This is a genomic window from Agarivorans sp. 2_MG-2023 (genome assembly GCF_030548085.1).
Classification (GTDB): domain Bacteria; phylum Pseudomonadota; class Gammaproteobacteria; order Enterobacterales; family Celerinatantimonadaceae; genus Agarivorans.
Genome location: NZ_JAUORQ010000001.1, coordinates 402,611 through 420,250, shown reverse-complemented (window position 1 = coordinate 420,250; position 17,640 = coordinate 402,611). Strand labels below are relative to the sequence as shown.

The following is a 17,640-nucleotide window of genomic DNA, read 5'->3' as shown; positions in this document are numbered from 1 at the left end:
AGTACTAATGAATATTGCTGAATTTACAATAAAAAACACTGTTTTTAGCGTGATTGTCATATTGTTAACGATTGTTGGCGGATGGCAAGCCTATCAAAACATGGCCAGATTTGAAGACCCTGAATTTACGATTAGGCAAGCTATTATTGTTACGAGCTATCCTGGCGCAAGCCCCCATCAAGTCGCGCTGGAGATTACCGAACCTTTAGAAAAAGCGATTCAACAATTAGCCGAAATTAAAACGATTGAATCTGTTTCAACCTACGGTAAGTCAGAAATCAACGTAGAGGTAAGATATAACTCATCGAAAAGTCGAGGTGATTTACAGCTAGTTTGGAACAAACTGCGCAATAAAATCAGTGACGTATCGTCAGCTTTACCTACAGGGGCAGGTAAACCCTATGTGGCAGATGACTTTGGTGACGTGTTTGGCTTGCTCTATTTTGTAACAGGCGACGGTTATTCGAACACTGAGTTAAAAGAGTATGCTAAAACCTTACAAAGCTCATTACTTCAAGTAAACGGCGTTGCTCGGGTTAGCCTTGATGGCTTACAAAAAGAAGCTATTTATGTCGAAATATCCAATCAAGATGCAAAAAGGCTTGGATTAGCGATTTCTAACATCGTCAGCTTACTGTCTCAACAGAATGCAGTGGTCTCATCAGGTAACGTTAAAGTGGGTAATAAGCGCTTGGTTATAGACCCAAGCAATGTTGTTGACTCGGTTGAGTCGATTCAAAACCTCCTTATAAGTACCGACGCAGACGGCAAACTTATCTATCTCAAAGACATTGCGCGAGTTTGGCGTGGTTATAGCGAGCCGGAAGAAAAAGAATACCTGTATAACGGTAAACCTGCAGTGGCTATTGGTATCTCAGGCTTTCTAGGCAGTAACATCGTTAAAATTGGTTCAGATATTGACACCAAGATAGCTGAAACCAAGAACTTAAGACCCCTAGGAATTGAACTCCATGAGTTTTACCACCAAGGTAAAATAGTCGATTCATCGGTTGAAAACTTTGTAATAAATGTGATTGCAGCACTAGTGATAGTGATTGTAACACTGCTTATTTTTATGGGCTTTAAGTCAGCCATTGTTATTGGCGCTATTTTGCTTCTAACAATATTTGCAACTCTTGCAACGATGAATTTTGTTGATATTCCTATGCATCGCATTTCATTAGGCGCGCTAATTATCGCCTTAGGAATGATGGTAGACAACGCGATTGTTGTCACCGAAGGAATATTAGTAGGTGTACTAAATGGTATTAAGAAATTAGACATTGCCAAACAAATTGTTAGACGCTCGGTTTGGCCTTTGTTGGGGGGAACATTAGTAGGAATTATAGCTTTTGCTCCCATTGGCTTCGCCCCAGGATCGACCGCGGAATACACCGGTCACCTCTTCTGGGTAATCCTTATATCTTTAATGTATAGCTGGTTATTTGCCATTACCTTAACCCCACTATTCTGTTTCTGGCTATTCAAAGAGTCTTCAGATGACAAGGTTAGCCAACAAACAGATAGTCGCTTCTCGGCATTATATAAAAAGCTACTTTACGCCACGCTTCAGCGACGTTTTATTGTTGTAGCGGGAATTGTTGCGCTGTTTTGTGCTTCCGTGTGGGGATTTCAGTTTGTTAAGCCTGGCTTTTTCCCCGCCTCTACTACTCCTATGTTTGTTGTCGATTACTGGCTACCACAAGGCACCGACATCACTAAAACCAAAAAAGACATCGCAAGCCTAGCAAAACATATTCAGTCTTTAGATAATGTCACAACGGTACAAGCGTCGATTGGTGGAGGAGTACCGCGTTTCATGCTTGTATATGCCCCAGAGTCACAAAACTCAGCTTACGGGCAATTACTTATACGCACAAAAAATGACAAAGTTATCGATGAATTGCTGATCGATATTCAACGCTATATCGATGACTCATACCCTGATGCTCAAGGTAAAACCTGGAAGTTTGTATTAGGGCCTGGCGGAGGTTCACGCATTGAAGCTAAATTTAGTGGCCCTGATCCTAAAGTATTGCACCGCCTTGCTGACCAAGCCAAAGCAATAATGGCCGAAGATGGCAAAGCCTTATCGATTAAAGATGACTGGCGACAAGCTATTAGCGTAATCGAGCCTGTTTATGCAGCACAAGCGGCCCAAAGAGTTGGCGTATCTAGACAAGACTTAGCCTCTGCACTAGAAACTAACTTCTCAGGAATGAGAATAGGGACTTACCGCGACAACGATGAGCTAATTCCAATTATTGCTAAAGCCCCCAGAGCGGAGAGTAACAACGTTCGCGATATTAATAACCTACAGGTTATCAGCTCTGTCACCGGGGCCAGCGTACCTATTGGTCAAGTCACTAACGGATATAGAACGGTATGGCGTGATGGTTTAGTAAGGCGAGTTGATCGCCAATGGGAAATTAAGGCGCAATCCGATCCCGTTCCTGGTGAACTGACAACCGATCTATTCAATCGCATAAAACCACAGATTGAAGCGATTGACCTTCCAGAAGGTTATGCCTTGAAATGGGGCGGTGAGTATGGTGATTCTAAAGAATCCAATGACAATTTAGCATCAACCATTCCACTAGGTCTCATTGCGATGGTGATTACTGTGTTTGTGTTGTTTGGCTCGGTGAGGCAACCAGTAGTTATTTGGCTGGTAGTACCTTTGGCAATAATTGGAGTATCTACAGGCTTATTAGCCACAGGTACACCAATGGAGTTTATGGCTATTTTGGGCCTACTGTCGTTGTCTGGCTTGCTGATTAAAAATGCCATTGTGTTAGTTGACCAAATTGATTTGGAAATTATTGAAGGGAAACCAAGGCACGATGCCGTTGTTGATGCCGCAGCCAGCCGAGTTAGGCCGGTAATGATGGGAGCATTAACCACAGTGCTGGGGGTTATTCCTTTGTTCTTTGATGCATTCTTTAAATCAATGTCGGTTGTATTGGTATTTGGTCTTACTTTCGCAACCTTACTCACCTTAATTATCGTGCCAGTACTTTATGCAATGTTCTTCAAAATTAAAGCTACTGAAAGCACAAAAAATCTTAAATTAACCCTCTAAAAAGAATCACTAAAACATCCATTCAGGCGTGAGACCATGCCTGAATGGATCACTGTATATAAGGATTAAGAATGAGCCTATTTAAACTCATAATACACTGTTCTATTTTGCCCCTAATAGTAAGTTGTGGTGGCAGTAGTACCGACAACGATAACCCAGTTAAAACCTTTAAAGGAAAAGCGATTGATGGCTACATCATCGGTGCTACTGTTTTCTTAGATCTAAACTTCAACAGTTTACATGATAGCGGTGAGCCCAGTGTTGTGACGCAAGAAGAGGGGGAATTTGAGCTAGTTATTCCGTCGCGTTATGGCCAATGTGCTCAGTACGTACCTATAGTTGTAGACGTACCAGTGGGTGCAATTGATGCTGATTTTGTTGATACGCCTATAGAATATGCTTATTCAATGGTGTTCCCTCCCCCATTTGCACTAACAACTAATCATGACTTGTTGAATCTAACGCCGTTAACTTCAGTTGTTTGGAAACAGGTTGAGCAAGAGCTTCGCGTTTATCAATCAGGAAATCTGTCTTGTCAGTCTATTATTGCAGAACAAGAACTAAGAGAAGATATCGCGCATCGTTTGCGTGAACAAGAATGGCGAATTGCTAATAGATACAACATTACAGTTAGCGAATTGTACGCAGACTATATCCACTCCGGCGATGAATCACTTCATCAGCTTGCTCAAAAATTGGTACCCGGTTTGCAAAAGTCTTATGAAGAGACTAAGCAATTACTAGATGAACACCCAAACGCGGATTTTGCTTGGGTTGAGTATTTTTTAGGGCGGCGAACTAGCAATGATTCGCGATATGACGACTGGTTCCGTTATGAGTTTATTCAATCATCTAATGGTAACTTTACCTCCGAAACTTTTATTATGTCTGATGATCTCAATACCAAAGTGAGCTTATTTGATAAAAACACCATGACAACGGTGCAGCGAGACGGTGTAAATATAGAGAAAACAGTTAATTTGGTCTATGCCGACTTTGGCTATGGCTGCTCGATAAGTGAATGGCTAGAAACAACTTTGCAGCAATCTTCAGGCCTTAGAAACTCAGTTTATTATGACGTAAACGACTGGACAGAATGTGAATCACAAATGATCGTAGGTAGTGAGGTTGAACAGTCTTTAATTACCAAAAACTATAACAGTTCTGAATTAACTAGCTCTACAGAGCACCTTTACCATACAAATAATGATAGTGGGTTTAGCTACCTTATTGGTGTGACGGATACAGTGACACAAGAAGACTTAACCCCTATAAGAGAGAAGGTGAATTCTGATTTTTATAGCGAAGACTCTCATGGAGCAAACTATTGGTCTAGAACAAAGAATAACTTCAGTGAAAGCGCCGATAGACCCGCTCAGGTAATGACGATTCATGACAGTTATGGACAGTGGAAGCAATACACATTTTATCATGATGGGACGCATAAATTAGAATGTGGTGATTCAGAGACTTCTATGTCAGATAGCCAATGCACGTCTACAAAATAACCTCTATTTTATTGGGTATAGTGAACTTGGATTTAAATCACTTAGTTTCACTTGGCTATCAGTCAAACTCCAAGTTCACGTTAAAATCAGTGATTATGGTGTATTCATTTTCTTTAAGTTAACTCAAAATTGGCTGCTCAAAAGTTATCAACAAAACTTATGACTAATAGCACTTTAACTATAAGCCAGTTTTTCCTTTGGCTTTTTTAACGCCTCTTAACGCTAAGTTTTTGTCTCCAAAAATACTCTCAATTCATTATATTCTGAACAAATAGAGGGTATTACTTAAAGCAGTGGATTTCAGTGGACGTTACTGGACAACAATGGACGCTAAGACATTGAATTTATTAAACATAAAGAAAGTAAAAAGACGTCCTTGGACGTCTTTAAACTTGAAGATGGCGGTGACGGAGAGATTCGAACTCTCGAAGGGTTGCCCCTTACACACTTTCCAGGCGTGCTCCTTCAGCCACTCGGACACGTCACCTAATAGAATTACTGCGCTTGGCAATAATGTGGCGCTAGATTACGGATAGGCTTAGTAAGGGTCAACTACTTTTTACCTAAAATTACGTGGTTGACGAGTTCTTAAACAAATTCAACAGCACTAACAAAAAAAGAAGCCGAAGCTTCTTTTTTTAACGGCTAAATCTTAAAGGGTTATTTAGATTCGGTATCCGTTGCTTTGACGTAAGTAAGCAGCAGCACCTTGTAAACCGGGTTGTTCTTCAGTAATGATATAAACAGGTACTTTAGAAACAAAATCTACAAAACGGCCTTTATCTTCGAAACGAGCGCGGAATTCGCTGTTATTAAAGAAGTCCATAAAACGAGTGATGATGCCACCGGCAATGTAAACGCCGCCGAAGGTAGACATGTTAAGCGCTAAATTACCGCCAAACGATCCCAAGGCACGACAAAATACTTCCATCGCTTCAACACATACTGGACAGCTTCCGTCTATACCGCGTGAGGTAACATCTGATGGTTGAAAGCTTTCAGCTGTTTTACCATGCATGTCCATTAAGCCTTCGTAAATGTTTACCAAGCCAGGGCCAGATAACAAACGCTCTGCAGATACGTGACCATAACGTTTTTGTAAGAAGCTCAATACGTGGGCTTCTTTATCATCGTTAGCCGCAAATTCTACGTGCCCGCCTTCGCCAGGAATACATACGTACTCGCTGTCGTGATGAATAAGGTGAGCCACACCTAAACCAGTGCCTGGACCATAAACGGCAATTGGGTTGCCACTCTTAGCTGGCTCGCCGCCTATTTGAATTTTTTGCTCGTCAGTCAATGTAGGAATAGACATAGCGATACCGGTGTAATCATTGATTACATGAAAGTTTTCAAAGCCTAGTTGCTCTTGAACTTCTTTCTTGGAGAACGCCCAACTATGGTTAGTCATGGCAATCCAATCTTTATCTGTTGGACAAGCAATTGCCACACAGGCTTGAGTAACAGTTTCTTGCTGCTCTTTTAGGTAGAGAGAAATCACGTCTGCAATGCTTGGGTAATCTGCACACAAATATTTTTGTAGTCGTCCAATTTCGCCTGTTTTTAACTCAACTAGCGCTAAACGAATATTTGTACCACCTACATCGGCAATTAAACCAAAACTGGCCATTTTGTTTTCCTTCATACCAAGTTCAAAAAAAAGAAAAATAACATTACTCATCCTAACAAACAGTCATTAAGATGGCTCTAGTATATTTGTGTTGTGGAATTTTACCGCTTTTGTACTAGAATTTCGTTAGTAAATTACCAATTGTATAAGCCTTTTAAAAGATTTTAGACATAGCTCAAACTATAAAATCCCCCTCTGGTCTATGATTGCTCATAATTCGGCTTGTTTTAGCTAATTGTCTATGTAATTGTATGACATATATTCTGTTGAAAAATTATTACATTTGACAACGCCGACATAACAAATGCGCTAAAAATAACGGATATTATGAATACTCTTGAAAAAATAACTAAAAATTTAGAGAACTTCAGTAAATCAGAACGGAAGGTTGCTGAAGTTATTATCGCTTCCCCTCAAACCGCGATCCATTCAAGTATTGCAGCACTGGCCAAGTTGGCAGATGTAAGCGAACCTACCGTTAACCGCTTTTGTCGTCGTTTAGATACTAAAGGCTTTCCAGACTTTAAACTGCACCTAGCTCAAAGCTTGGCAAACGGTACTCCTTACGTGAACCGTCATGTTGACGAAGAAGATGGCCCAGAGGCTTACACCTCTAAAATCTTTGAATCATCAATGGCTAGCCTAGAAGCAGCAAAAAACAGTTTAGACCCAAATGCGGTTAACCGTGCAGTAGATTTACTTACCCAAGCTAAGAAGATTTCATTCTTTGGCTTAGGTGCTTCTGCTTCGGTTGCACAAGACGCGTTAAATAAATTCTTCCGCTTTAACGTACCCGTTAGTTACTTTGATGATGTAGTAATGATGCGCATGAGTTGCATTGTGGCTACTGAAGAAGATGTAATCATTTTGATTTCTCACACTGGCCGTACTAAAGCGATGATTGATATTGCTGTACTTGCCCAGCAAAATGATTCAACAGTTATTGGGATTACCAGTAAAGACTCCCCATTAGCCAAAGAATGTAACTTAGTGCTGTCGATGGATGTGCCAGAAGATACAGACGTATATATGCCTATGGCATCTCGTATTGCGCAAATGGCCTTAATTGACGTACTTGCAACAGGCTTTACTTTACGCCGCGGTGAAAAGTTTCGCGAAAACCTACGTAAAGTGAAACAAAGCTTAAAAGATTCTCGAACTGATAAGTCTTTATAAGTTTAAACGCTATTCTAGAAGCCAGCTTACGCTGGCTTTTTTAATCTATACAACTGCTGTTTTCCCCTTCGCCAATTCGAGTAATGGTGACGTTACTTACAAATACTAACAGTAAAAATGTTGGTCATCTAAAAATAACCCAAGCGGCTAAAAGTGGAAATGCCTGTGGGTTACTCTCAGGGCTTTAGGCACTTTCTTAACTAGACCAGAATCAGCATGTCATAACCGCAAAAGACCCGTCCAAATAGCTTGGCCTGTACAACACCGCTAATGATACTAGCCTTTAAGCGACCTAAACGCTCTGCTAGGCAGGATTTAGCTGTTGCTGAAGTTGAATAAATACTCCGGAAAACCACTTCAAGGATGGAGCACAAAAATGAAACTAAAATTGCCGGACACAGGTTACTAAGTAGTAGCACTCTTTAACCTTTAAATTGGCGCCCTTATGCTAACTAAAGAGTCTCAAGTGGAGCCGGGAGAGCTGAGCTCCTGATCCGGCTGTAAAGTAGTTTGCTCATACATCGTTGACGGGTTTCAAATTCAAACTGTTTAACGCTTGGTTTCAACCAGCCTTTTAAAATAATTAACAATGTAGCTGTTCCCGTAAACGCCAGAGAAACCTTCATAAACAACGGTTTTTTCATCTGACTTTTTATCAAAGCTGCCAGACAGATTGAACATCAAATCTAAATCGTTAAGCTTGTAACATTCAGCATTAATCGAAGATGATGGAAACAATGAGGAGGGAGCCTCTGGGGTAACAATGATGGATTCGTCAGGGGCAACCCTACAATCTTCAGTCAAAAAGCTACCACTAGGAAACCCTACGAAAGCACTCATGTCCGAAGCATAGAAACTAGCAAGTTCAGGAACGGTCCAGTGAAAATGTAAATCATCAACTTCACCATCGTAATCCCTAACAACTGCTTCATCGAACTCAACTTGTAGTGGAGGCAAAATCTCTAGCTGCGCAGAGTATTGGCCGGCCCCAATATCTAACTCTACAGATAGAGACGGATTGAAACCTTCTGGAAGAACCATAGTCGGTCTGTAATTGACGCTCTTGGATATTCCTCCGCCATTGACGAATTTACTGGAAAACAAATCAACTTTAGTATCCCCATTTACCCAAAACAACTCGTTTGGCCCCACTTCTATATTCTGACGAGATTCGTTACTAATCTCAACAACGCCATGTACACGGTACTCGGTTATCAATTCTCCCGAACCTGAGACAACCTGCGTTGACGTCTGCGACACATTCACGCTAAGTGACAAAGATTCTCCCGCTTCTACCTGTGAAGAATCTTTAGATCCACATGCCGTTACTAACAGTAACGAAGTCACTGCGATCAGAAAACATTTCATACCCTATCCTTAGAGATTAAAACTAGGGACTCTATCACGATAGGGGCAACCAACTACTGACACACAACTCAATTATGATAAAAATCCATAAAATCAATAACTAAATGACTTTTTTGATTTACATTTTTCAACCAAGATTGCATTGTGTAACGTGCTTCCACTGCTCATAACGCGGTTTTCGCAATCCTGAATCCATTTGGGGGAAGATAGGGCTAGCCAATTTGAATCGACTGACTCAGTTGCGTGGTATTGTACCCATAACCAAACGTCAAAACGAGACTAGAACCTTGCTTCATTGCATCCAACAAATCACGGCTTTGAAATGCTCTTAAGCTTGTCGATAAGTCATCTTGCATTTATCGGCTTAATTAGAAACTGCCAATTTAGAGGCACAGAATAGTCTTTTTAAATACGTAGACTAGTTGTTTACAAAACACTCTCCAATTTCAAATTAGATACTTGGCAACCATATTTAGCAAGGTACACAGGCAATAAAAAAGGACGCTTAAGGCATCCTTTTTCTATAAATTGCTGTAAAGCTAAGCTACGTTAACTTCGGATTCAATCGGTGCATTTTTAGCTTCTAATACGCCAGATTCAAAGTGATCCACTTGAATAGCAGCATAACGTAGCTTATCTGCTTCAAGTAGGTTTGTAGCTTCTTCTTGAGTCAGCACATCTTGTGCTAATGCTTTTTCTACAATTTCATCTAAGGCCACTTTACGCGGTAATTGACCGGCTTTTTGCGCCTTAGCAATCTTACGCTCTAATGGACGAACTTTGTACATGGCCAAAAAGGCTTGTTCGATAATCGCTACCGCGTCCCCTTCTCCACCATTGGTAACACACAAATGACTTAAGCGCTCGCGAGCGGCTCCAGGCGTCATCATCGTTTCGCATATTTGGTGACCTACTTGGTCATCAGCAAGTTTAAAACGGTTACCAAATGGGAACACGACAGTTTTAAGTACTCGAGCGACTACGCGGTTTGAGAAGTTTTGGAAGAAACCTTCAAAGGCAATACCAATTTCGTGCAAGTTACGTTCTACAGCCCATTTTACAAAAGGTAAATCTTCAGCAGGGCGACCTTGGTCTTCATAGTGTTTCAAGGTTGCAGATGCTAAGTACAAGTTACTAAGTACATCGCCTAAGCGCGCAGAAATACGCTCTTTACGTTTAAGATCTCCACCTAAAATCAGCATAGACATGTCAGCACACAGTGCTAAACCACGGCTCATGCGAGTTAGCTGGCGATAATAAACAGCGGTATCACCAGAAACAGGGCTTGAGTTAAATGCAGCGCCGGTTAAGCCTTGGAATAAGCTACCCGCGAAGTTACCCGCACCAAAAGCAATATGCTTCAATAACAAGCTATCAAATTCGGCTAAACCTGCTTCTTCATCTGGGTTAGCGGCTGCCTGTAGCTCTCTAAGCACATAGGGGTGACAGCGAGTGGCACCTTGTCCAAAGATCATCAAGTTGCGAGTAAGAATATTCGCCCCTTCAACGGTAATTGCCACCGGTACGCCGTTATACGCATGGCCAAGATAGTTCATTGCGCCAAGTTGAATGGCACGGCCAGAATGAATGTCCATTGCGTCGTCTAAGACAGTACGCGCCATTTCGGTCATGTGGTATTTAGCAATTGCCGTAACAATTGCTGGGCTTTGGTCTAGATCTAGGGCGCCGGCAGTTAAGCGGCGAGCAGCCTCTAGTTGGTAGGTCATTCCGCCGATACGAGCGAGAGCTTCCTCTACCCCTTCAAAGCGACCAATAGATAAGCCAAACTGTTTACGCACATAGGCATAAGCACTGGTAGTACGTGAGCTCATGTGCCCAACCGCGGTGCCAAGTGCAGGAAGTGAAATCCCGCGACCAGCAGACAAACACTCAACCAGCATACGCCAGCCTTTACCTGCGTAATCTGCACCACCAATAATCCAATCTAGGGGAATAAATACTTCTTCACCAAACGTAGGACCATTCATAAATGCTAGGCCTAACGGGAAGTGACGGTCACCCGTGCGAACACCAGGATGATCCGTAGGAATTAGCGCACAAGTAATGCCAAGTTCTTCTTTATCGCCAATTAATCCTTCTGGATCATATAGCTTAAAGGCTAAACCAAGCACACTAGCAACGGGCGCTAGAGTAATGTAGCGTTTGTTCCAGTTTAAGCGAATACCTACTACTTCTTCGCCGTTATGTTCACCTTTACAAATAATGCCTTTATCTGGAATGGCGCCAGCGTCAGATCCTGCTTCAGGACCTGTAAGAGCAAAACACGGTACATGCGTACCATCGGCTAAACCTGGTAACCAGTGATCTTTTTGTTCTTGAGTACCATAGTGAAGTAATAACTCACCGGGGCCTAAAGAGTTAGGTACCATAACGGTTACTGCAGCTGAAAGGCTACGTGTAGCAATGGTGCTTACGATGGTTGAGTTTGCAATAGCAGAGAATTCTCTACCGCCGTAGCTTTTAGGAATAATTAGCGCGAAAAACCCTTCGGTTTTAAGGTAGTCCCATACTTGCTTAGGTAAGTCTCGTTGATTTTGCACGATATCAAAATCATCAAGCATGTCTAGTAAGGTAGCAACCTGAACATCCATAAAGGCCTGTTCATCTTTGCTAAGCGTTGCCTTTGGGTAACTGTGTAGTTTGTTCCAGTCTGGCTTACCGCCAAACAATTCGCCGTCCCACCATACCGAGCCAGCCTCCATCGCTTCTTTCTCGGTTTGAGAAAGTGGCGGTAAGATTTTCTTAAATACTTTAAATGCCGGTCTAGTCACCAGTTTTTTGCGCGTATCTGGTATGCACAAAAGCACTACCAGGGCAGTTACTAACATCAACAAAATAGTCATGGCTCTTCCTTATTTCACGTACTTTTATAGTTTTTATTGTTTAGGTTGGCGCACCGACACCGGCAGCCAGATAGGGGATTACTTTTCGAATCAAACCTTCTGTGTTCAATTCTTCGTTAAAATCTGCGCTAGCAATCTCTTTTAATGCTGTACTCGACGCCATGGTGAATACCACCGTGCCTAGGGTAAAGTGCAAACGCCAAAATATGTCGCTATCAGAAAGCTCTGGGTAAGCTAGCCTAACTGCATCTTGAAAACGGCTTAATACTTCGCCGAAATGATGAGTAATAAACTTACGCAAGTGCCCTTGGCTATCGGTATAGCCTCGTCCTAATAATAGTAGGAACATGGCAGTACCGTGTTTCTTCACTTGGTTCATTTCTAGTAATGGATCGATGAATGAAGAAAAAACTTGATCGAGATTGGGGGGCGTAGCGCTTTCTATATGTTCTTGCATTGCTTTATCTACTAAAGGCATAAACTGCTCGAGATAACGCATCAACACTGCTTGAATAAGTTCTTTTTTCGAACCGAAATGATAATTTACCGAAGCTAGATTCACCTCAGCATGGGAAGTAATTAACCTCAATGAGGTATCGGCAAAACCCCGTTCAGCGAACAAGCGTTCAGCCGCATCGAGGATCTTACTTTTAGTTCCTTGTCTCACTATGACACCTTAAAAATAAAACACCTGTTTAAAATCTACGTTTAAGGTCTGCAGATGTCAATCATTCACAGTGGATAATTTAAGAGTGAAACTAAAAACGAGAACTGGACTTGTATTTTTTTAAGAAAAAAATCAAATAATTTGAAACTATATTTGAAACGCAGGGTCTTAATCTATGCCACTGCAATTAAATACTTAAATTGAACGCCCAGCGCCCCCTGTAGCTGGGCTTTTTTTTGTCTGCGGTTTACTCGTTGTCTTTTATCTCTAAATAGGTAAATACGCGATTGATTGCGTAGTCCACGCCTTCAGGCTTAAGGGCAATTTGTCGACGCCCCATCTCATCCTCTTCAACTTCAGCAAACGCCTGCAGACTCACTTGCCACATTTGGTAATTAGATTGAGCGGTATACAAACTCATCATTAACGTCGCACGCTGAAACTGGTCATTGCCGTCATCTGCTAAACCCGGCGATACACCAAACAAGGTCATTAATTGTTCATCACTTAATTTTTGGCTAGTCGGTAACGCAAAAGCCATCCAATAATCACAGTCTTGATTGGCCGTGGTTTGGTAGTTTATGCCTAGGCTGGTAAATTTTTGTTCTAGCGCCACGTGGATTTTGTCATAGGCTTGAACATCAGATCGCTGAGGGTTACGTAAGGCTTCTTCTAATAAAGGGTGGCTGCAAACAGTTTGGTTTTTGCTTAGGGTAAATCCAGGCTCAGAATTAACAATAATGGTGTCTCGGTATTGCTGCCCACTGCGCTGCGCTTGGCTATCATCAGGAACAGGAACACAACCATTGATCAACACTGCTACCGCACTAAATAAAAGAACATTTTTCATGAATTAAACCTATAAAGCTTGTATGTTGACATGATTAACTAAATGAAACTAAAAAGCACGATTATTGTTACATTTTCGGGTGGTTAATCATTTCCTTTCAGCGGCTTAGCATCAATGAGTAGTTCAGCCTTTTGCCACCAAGTTAAGACAGGTCATACCTATAAAGATTCATCTTTATTTAGAACTACCTCTTTTACACCGGGTGAGCGTTCTTATGGTCTCATCACTAATTACAAATATGTAACGTTGCACGGCTTAAAAACTGAATAATTTTTGGCAGCAACTACACCCCTAGCAAAAAGCTGGGTGACAAATTATAAAAAATATTGGCTTCTTATTAATATAGTGAAAGCCCATACTGTTACTGGGCTTAAGCGATTTTTTACGAATAAATACAGCAACTAAATAAATATTAATTGTCAGTTTTTTATAAATGGCGTGAAATTTTTCCTTTAGTAATACGGTTTCATTAGCTACAACTAAGTAAACAAGTTGTAACAAGCGCAACAACTACTGATAAAGGAAATCTTATGAAAACTTCAAATATCGCAATCGCAACAGCAGTAACTGGTTTAATCGCATTGGGTACTCTTACCGCTACACCTGCCGTTGCGGCCGGTAAAGAGAAATGCTACGGAGTAGCCAAAGCAGGTAAAAACGACTGTGCCACTAAAACCAGTTCATGTGCCGGTACTGCAACGTCTGACAACCAATCAGATGCATTTGTAGTGTTACCAAAAGGTTTATGTGACAAATTAGCTGGAAGCAGCAAAGAGTCTAGCTAATTTGTTCCCCTGCCAAACTAACTTAGGTTAGTTTGGCAGCACCTCCCTCCTCTTCTGTTTTAAACGATACCCTATGATGAAAAAACAATATGGCCTAGGTTTACGCTCGGCGTATGCAGAGCAGCTTTTAAGCAAAAATCAAGATATTGATTGGTTAGAAGTCCATGCTGAAAACTACTTCAACCCGCACTCTTACGATTATCATCTGCTCAAACGTATTGCTGAGCATAGCCCAATTAGTGTGCATGGCGTGGGTCTATCATTAGGCTCTACAGATCCGTTGAACCAACACCATTTAGAAAAGCTAAAAGCATTAATCGATGATGTTAATCCTTTTATCGTTTCTGAACATTTAAGCTGGAGCAGTGTTAATGGGCGTTATTATAACGACCTGTTACCACTCCCCTACACCGAAGAATGCTTAGCGTTGTTTATTAGTCGAGTTAATCAAGCTCAAGACTTTTTGGGTAGGCAGCTATTGATTGAGAATCCGTCAGCATATTTGGCTTACCACGAAAGTCATATTCATGAACCTGAGTTTTTAAACCAATTAGTACAAGCTACTGGTTGCGGTTTGTTGTTAGACATTAACAACGTTTATGTTAGCGCGCACAACCTAGCGTGGGACACTAAGGCTTACTTTGAGCAGTTAAATATTAACGCGGTAAAAGAAATTCATTTAGCCGGATTTACGCCAAAAGTTATTGGTGATAGAACCGTACTCATTGATAGTCATAACCAAAAAGTACATCAAGAGATATGGCAACTTTATCGTTATTTTCAACAGCACTTTGCTAACACAATCCCTACCCTTATTGAATGGGACAGCGATTTTCCCGAGCTTAGCGTATTAGTAAATGAAGTAAATACCGCTAAAGGTATCGACCAAAGCCTTAACGAGGTGAGTTGTGCTTAAACAATTACAATCACGCTTCGCCGAGTCATTAAACCGAGAAAACAATTTGTTAGGTAACGATCTGGCGGCCAATACCTTAAGTGCCGAAGAATCTATTCAAATTTATCAAAACAACTATGTGTTGAGTTTGAGTGAGGCTTTACGCGCCACCTACCCAACCGTTGAAAAACTGGTAGGTGAGGATTACTTTAAACACTGCGCTAAAGCCTTTATTTTGCAACACGGCCATAACCAAGGTGATCTAAACTTGTTTGGAGAAGGTTTTAACACGTTTTTGCAAGCTCAAGAAGCACTAAACGCATTGCCCTACTTACCTGATATTGCCTTGTTAGATTGGCATATCGAACAAACCGCTGGGCAAGCAATACCCACATCAACATTCTCAATAGCCGATTTGCAAAGCATTACGGCTGAGCAACTGGGCAACGCTGTATTACACCTAGCGCCTCACCAATCTTTACTCGCTAGCGAATTTCCCCTCTTTACCATCTACCAAATGGTGCAACATGACCAAGTTGAACAGGTAGAGCTAGAACAACACGATCATATTTTACTAACGAAACAAGCCAATTTTGAAGTGCAAATAGAACAGGTTTCAGCAACTGCTTTTGCGTTTCTCAAACATAGCCAACAAGGCCTGCCTCTTGGACAGCTGCCGGCTGATTGCCTAGCAGAGTTAGAACCTTTGCTTGGCGACGCAATTCAACATCAGCGTATATCCCATTTTAGTTTTGCATCGCCGATAGGAGAGTCCCATGATGCCAATTTATAACCTTTATTTAAAAGCCGTAGCATTAATGCAAGCGGTACTTATTCCCTTATTACTCACTTTTACTCGAATATGGGTCGCTATCGTATTCTTTCGCTCAGGCTACTTAAAATTTAGTAGCTGGGATTCCACCCTCTATTTGTTTGAAGAAGAATACCAAGTGCCTATTTTGCCTTGGGAGCTAGCGGCTTATTTGGGCACTGCGGCAGAATTAATACTGCCCATATTTTTGGTGCTGGGCTTATTTACTCGTATTTTCGCCCTCAAATTATTCTTCTTTAACATCATTGCGGTGGTGTCTTACCCAGTATTGTGGCCAGGCGGTTTTTTCGACCACCAACTTTGGGGTTTAATGATTCTTATCAACGTAATTTGGGGAGCGGGTCCTTTCTCTGCCGATTGCTTATTAAACAAAAAAATGGCACAAAAAAAAGCAGCCTAAGCTGCTTTACCTTGCAAAACTAAGCGGGTTTATTGGCTTAGTTTTGCATCTAACTCTTCAATCTTAGCTTTCCAAATGGCCGGACCTTGTTGGTGGGCAGAGTTTCCGACTGAATCAACTGCCACAGTCACCGGCATATCTTCAACTTCAAACTCGTAAATAGCTTCCATACCTAAGTCTTCAAAGGCGACTACTTTTGCTTTTTTAATGGCCTTAGACACTAAGTAAGCTGCGCCACCTACCGCCATTAAATACACCGATTGATGTTTAGCAATCGCGTCTACAGTAGCAGGGCCACGTTCAGCTTTACCAATCATGCCTAACAAGCCCGCTTCTTCTAGCATCATGTCGGTAAACTTATCCATACGAGTGGAAGTTGTAGGGCCCGCGGGCCCTACCGCTTCGTCTCCCACCGCATCGACAGGACCAACGTAGTAAATAAAGCGCCCGTTGAAATCAACCCCGTTAGGGAATGGTTTACCCTGCTCCAAATACTCTTTGATACGTTTATGGGCGGCATCGCGGCCAGTTAAGATTTTGCCGTTTAGCAATACCGTTTCACCCATCTTCCAACTAGCGATATCTTCCTTAGTTACTGTGTTTACGTCTACCCGACGCACGTTGTCGCCAACATCCCAAGTAATTTCTGGCCAGTCTTCTAACTTAGGTGGGGTAAGCACTGCTGGGCCACTGCCATCTAAGTGGAAATGTGCATGGCGAGTTGCCGCACAGTTAGGGATCATCACCACAGGCTTAGATGCAGCGTGTGTTGGGCAAGATTTAACTTTAACGTCTAATACTGTGGTTAGGCCGCCTAAACCTTGAGCACCAATGCCCAGTTTATTAATGCCATCCATTAATTCTAAACGCAGTTCTTCGTCTGCATTCTCTGCGCCTTTTGCGATTAAATCTTGAATGTCTACCGGGTCCATTAGCGATTCTTTCGCCATCACAGCGGCTTTCTCAGCCGTACCACCAATACCGATACCAACCATGCCAGGCGGACACCAGCCTGCGCCCATAGTAGGTAGTGTTTTAAGCACCCATTCAGCCACCGAATCAGAAGGATTTAACATCACCATCTTCGATTTGTTTTCGCTACCACCGCCCTTCGCAGCCACCATAATCTCTACTTTATCGCCAGCTACCAAATCAATGTGAACCACTGCAGGGGTATTGTCTTTGGTGTTTTTACGCGCGCCATTAGGGTCGGCAACAATCGATGCACGTAAAGGATTGTCTGGGTTGGTATACGCGCGACGAACGCCTTCATCCACCATCTCTTGAACCGTTAAATCGCTTTCCCACTGTACATTCATGCCTACCTTTACAAACGCGGTAATAATACCGGTATCTTGGCAGATCGGTCGTAAGCCTTGAGCACACATACGAGAGTTAATAAGAATTTGAGCAATGGCGTCTTTAGCAGCAACGCTTTGCTCTTTTTCATAAGCTTCGGCCATGGCTGTAACAAAATCGATGGGATGATAGTACGAAATGAATTGCAGTGATTCAGCAACACTGTCAATGAAGTCCTGTTTACGGATGATGGTCATAAAGTCTCCACGTTTCCTTATTATTGC

The 17,640-nt window shown here is 41.9% G+C and carries 13 protein-coding genes and 1 tRNA gene; 7 read left to right on the top strand and 7 right to left on the bottom strand.

Features of this window, described 5'->3' with window-relative positions; all coding sequences use genetic code 11:
• The first annotated feature begins 7 nt into the window (after positions 1-7).
• Together Q4549_RS01775 and Q4549_RS01770 are read left to right on the top strand one after the other, a co-directional pair.
• A complete protein-coding gene (locus Q4549_RS01775; protein ID WP_303552863.1) occupies positions 8-3,082 on the top strand; it encodes an efflux RND transporter permease subunit in 3,075 nt (1,024 codons plus the stop codon).
• Positions 3,083-3,153: 71 nt separating this feature from the next.
• The gene (locus Q4549_RS01770) at positions 3,154-4,590 is read left to right on the top strand and encodes a hypothetical protein (RefSeq protein WP_303552864.1); all 1,437 of its coding nucleotides are present in this window, start codon (positions 3,154-3,156) and stop codon (positions 4,588-4,590) included.
• 399 nt (positions 4,591-4,989) lie between these two features.
• Here the strand turns inward: Q4549_RS01770 and Q4549_RS01765 are convergent.
• A tRNA-Ser gene (locus Q4549_RS01765) sits at positions 4,990-5,077 on the bottom strand.
• A 177-nt stretch (positions 5,078-5,254) separates the two neighbouring features.
• On the bottom strand, positions 5,255-6,220 hold the full coding sequence (locus Q4549_RS01760) for a glucokinase (protein WP_303552865.1): 966 nt from the start codon (positions 6,218-6,220) through the stop codon (positions 5,255-5,257).
• A gap of 327 nt (positions 6,221-6,547) precedes the next feature.
• Here Q4549_RS01760 and Q4549_RS01755 point away from each other — a divergent pair, with 327 nt between their 5' ends.
• The gene (locus tag Q4549_RS01755; protein WP_016401844.1) at positions 6,548-7,396 is read left to right on the top strand and encodes a MurR/RpiR family transcriptional regulator; all 849 of its coding nucleotides are present in this window, start codon (positions 6,548-6,550) and stop codon (positions 7,394-7,396) included.
• A 549-nt stretch (positions 7,397-7,945) separates the two neighbouring features.
• Here the strand turns inward: Q4549_RS01755 and Q4549_RS01750 are convergent.
• From Q4549_RS01750 to Q4549_RS01735, 4 genes are all read right to left on the bottom strand, one after another.
• Positions 7,946-8,764 carry a hypothetical protein gene (locus tag Q4549_RS01750; RefSeq protein ID WP_303552866.1) on the bottom strand — a complete coding sequence of 273 codons (819 nt, stop codon included), beginning with the start codon at positions 8,762-8,764 and terminating at the stop codon, positions 7,946-7,948.
• Positions 8,765-9,303: 539 nt separating this feature from the next.
• Positions 9,304-11,628, bottom strand: a complete 2,325-nt coding sequence (locus tag Q4549_RS01745; RefSeq protein ID WP_303552867.1) for an acyl-CoA dehydrogenase — start codon at positions 11,626-11,628, stop codon at positions 9,304-9,306.
• Between the two features lie 40 nt (positions 11,629-11,668).
• Entirely contained in the window at positions 11,669-12,295 is a 627-nt protein-coding gene (locus Q4549_RS01740) for a TetR/AcrR family transcriptional regulator (protein ID WP_137672919.1), read from the bottom strand.
• Positions 12,296-12,542: 247 nt separating this feature from the next.
• Positions 12,543-13,145, bottom strand: a complete 603-nt coding sequence (locus Q4549_RS01735) for a hypothetical protein (protein ID WP_303552868.1) — start codon at positions 13,143-13,145, stop codon at positions 12,543-12,545.
• 530 nt (positions 13,146-13,675) lie between these two features.
• Here Q4549_RS01735 and Q4549_RS01730 point away from each other — a divergent pair.
• The 4 genes from Q4549_RS01730 (at position 13,676) to Q4549_RS01715 (ending at position 16,057) form a co-directional block, all read left to right on the top strand.
• Positions 13,676-13,930, top strand: a complete 255-nt coding sequence (locus Q4549_RS01730) for a DUF2282 domain-containing protein (RefSeq protein WP_137672921.1) — start codon at positions 13,676-13,678, stop codon at positions 13,928-13,930.
• Positions 13,931-14,003: 73 nt separating this feature from the next.
• The gene (locus Q4549_RS01725; RefSeq protein WP_303552869.1) at positions 14,004-14,846 is read left to right on the top strand and encodes a DUF692 domain-containing protein; all 843 of its coding nucleotides are present in this window, start codon (positions 14,004-14,006) and stop codon (positions 14,844-14,846) included.
• Positions 14,839-15,618 (top strand): DNA-binding domain-containing protein, encoded by a 780-nt coding sequence (locus Q4549_RS01720; protein ID WP_303552870.1) that lies wholly within the window; start codon positions 14,839-14,841, stop codon positions 15,616-15,618. Before Q4549_RS01725 ends, Q4549_RS01720 begins: the two co-directional genes overlap by 8 nt.
• The gene (locus Q4549_RS01715; RefSeq protein ID WP_303552871.1) at positions 15,602-16,057 is read left to right on the top strand and encodes a DoxX family protein; all 456 of its coding nucleotides are present in this window, start codon (positions 15,602-15,604) and stop codon (positions 16,055-16,057) included. Before Q4549_RS01720 ends, Q4549_RS01715 begins: the two co-directional genes overlap by 17 nt.
• A gap of 29 nt (positions 16,058-16,086) precedes the next feature.
• On the opposite strand, the gene Q4549_RS01710 is transcribed toward Q4549_RS01715, so the two are convergent.
• Positions 16,087-17,613: a fumarate hydratase gene (locus tag Q4549_RS01710; RefSeq protein WP_303552872.1), complete on the bottom strand. Its 1,527-nt coding sequence runs from the start codon at positions 17,611-17,613 to the stop codon at positions 16,087-16,089.
• Positions 17,614-17,640: the final 27 nt, after the last annotated feature.

Coding starts and splice junctions, on each gene's coding strand:
- Q4549_RS01710 (WP_303552872.1), bottom strand. CDS start 17,613: ATGACCATCATCCGTAAACAGGACTTCATTGACAGTGTTGCTGAATCA.
- Q4549_RS01745 (WP_303552867.1), bottom strand. CDS start 11,628: ATGACTATTTTGTTGATGTTAGTAACTGCCCTGGTAGTGCTTTTGTGC.
- Q4549_RS01755 (WP_016401844.1), top strand. CDS start 6,548: ATGAATACTCTTGAAAAAATAACTAAAAATTTAGAGAACTTCAGTAAA.
- Q4549_RS01735 (WP_303552868.1), bottom strand. CDS start 13,145: ATGAAAAATGTTCTTTTATTTAGTGCGGTAGCAGTGTTGATCAATGGT.
- Q4549_RS01750 (WP_303552866.1), bottom strand. CDS start 8,764: ATGAAATGTTTTCTGATCGCAGTGACTTCGTTACTGTTAGTAACGGCA.
- Q4549_RS01730 (WP_137672921.1), top strand. CDS start 13,676: ATGAAAACTTCAAATATCGCAATCGCAACAGCAGTAACTGGTTTAATC.
- Q4549_RS01770 (WP_303552864.1), top strand. CDS start 3,154: ATGAGCCTATTTAAACTCATAATACACTGTTCTATTTTGCCCCTAATA.
- Q4549_RS01760 (WP_303552865.1), bottom strand. CDS start 6,220: ATGGCCAGTTTTGGTTTAATTGCCGATGTAGGTGGTACAAATATTCGT.
- Q4549_RS01725 (WP_303552869.1), top strand. CDS start 14,004: ATGATGAAAAAACAATATGGCCTAGGTTTACGCTCGGCGTATGCAGAG.
- Q4549_RS01715 (WP_303552871.1), top strand. CDS start 15,602: ATGATGCCAATTTATAACCTTTATTTAAAAGCCGTAGCATTAATGCAA.
- Q4549_RS01775 (WP_303552863.1), top strand. CDS start 8: ATGAATATTGCTGAATTTACAATAAAAAACACTGTTTTTAGCGTGATT.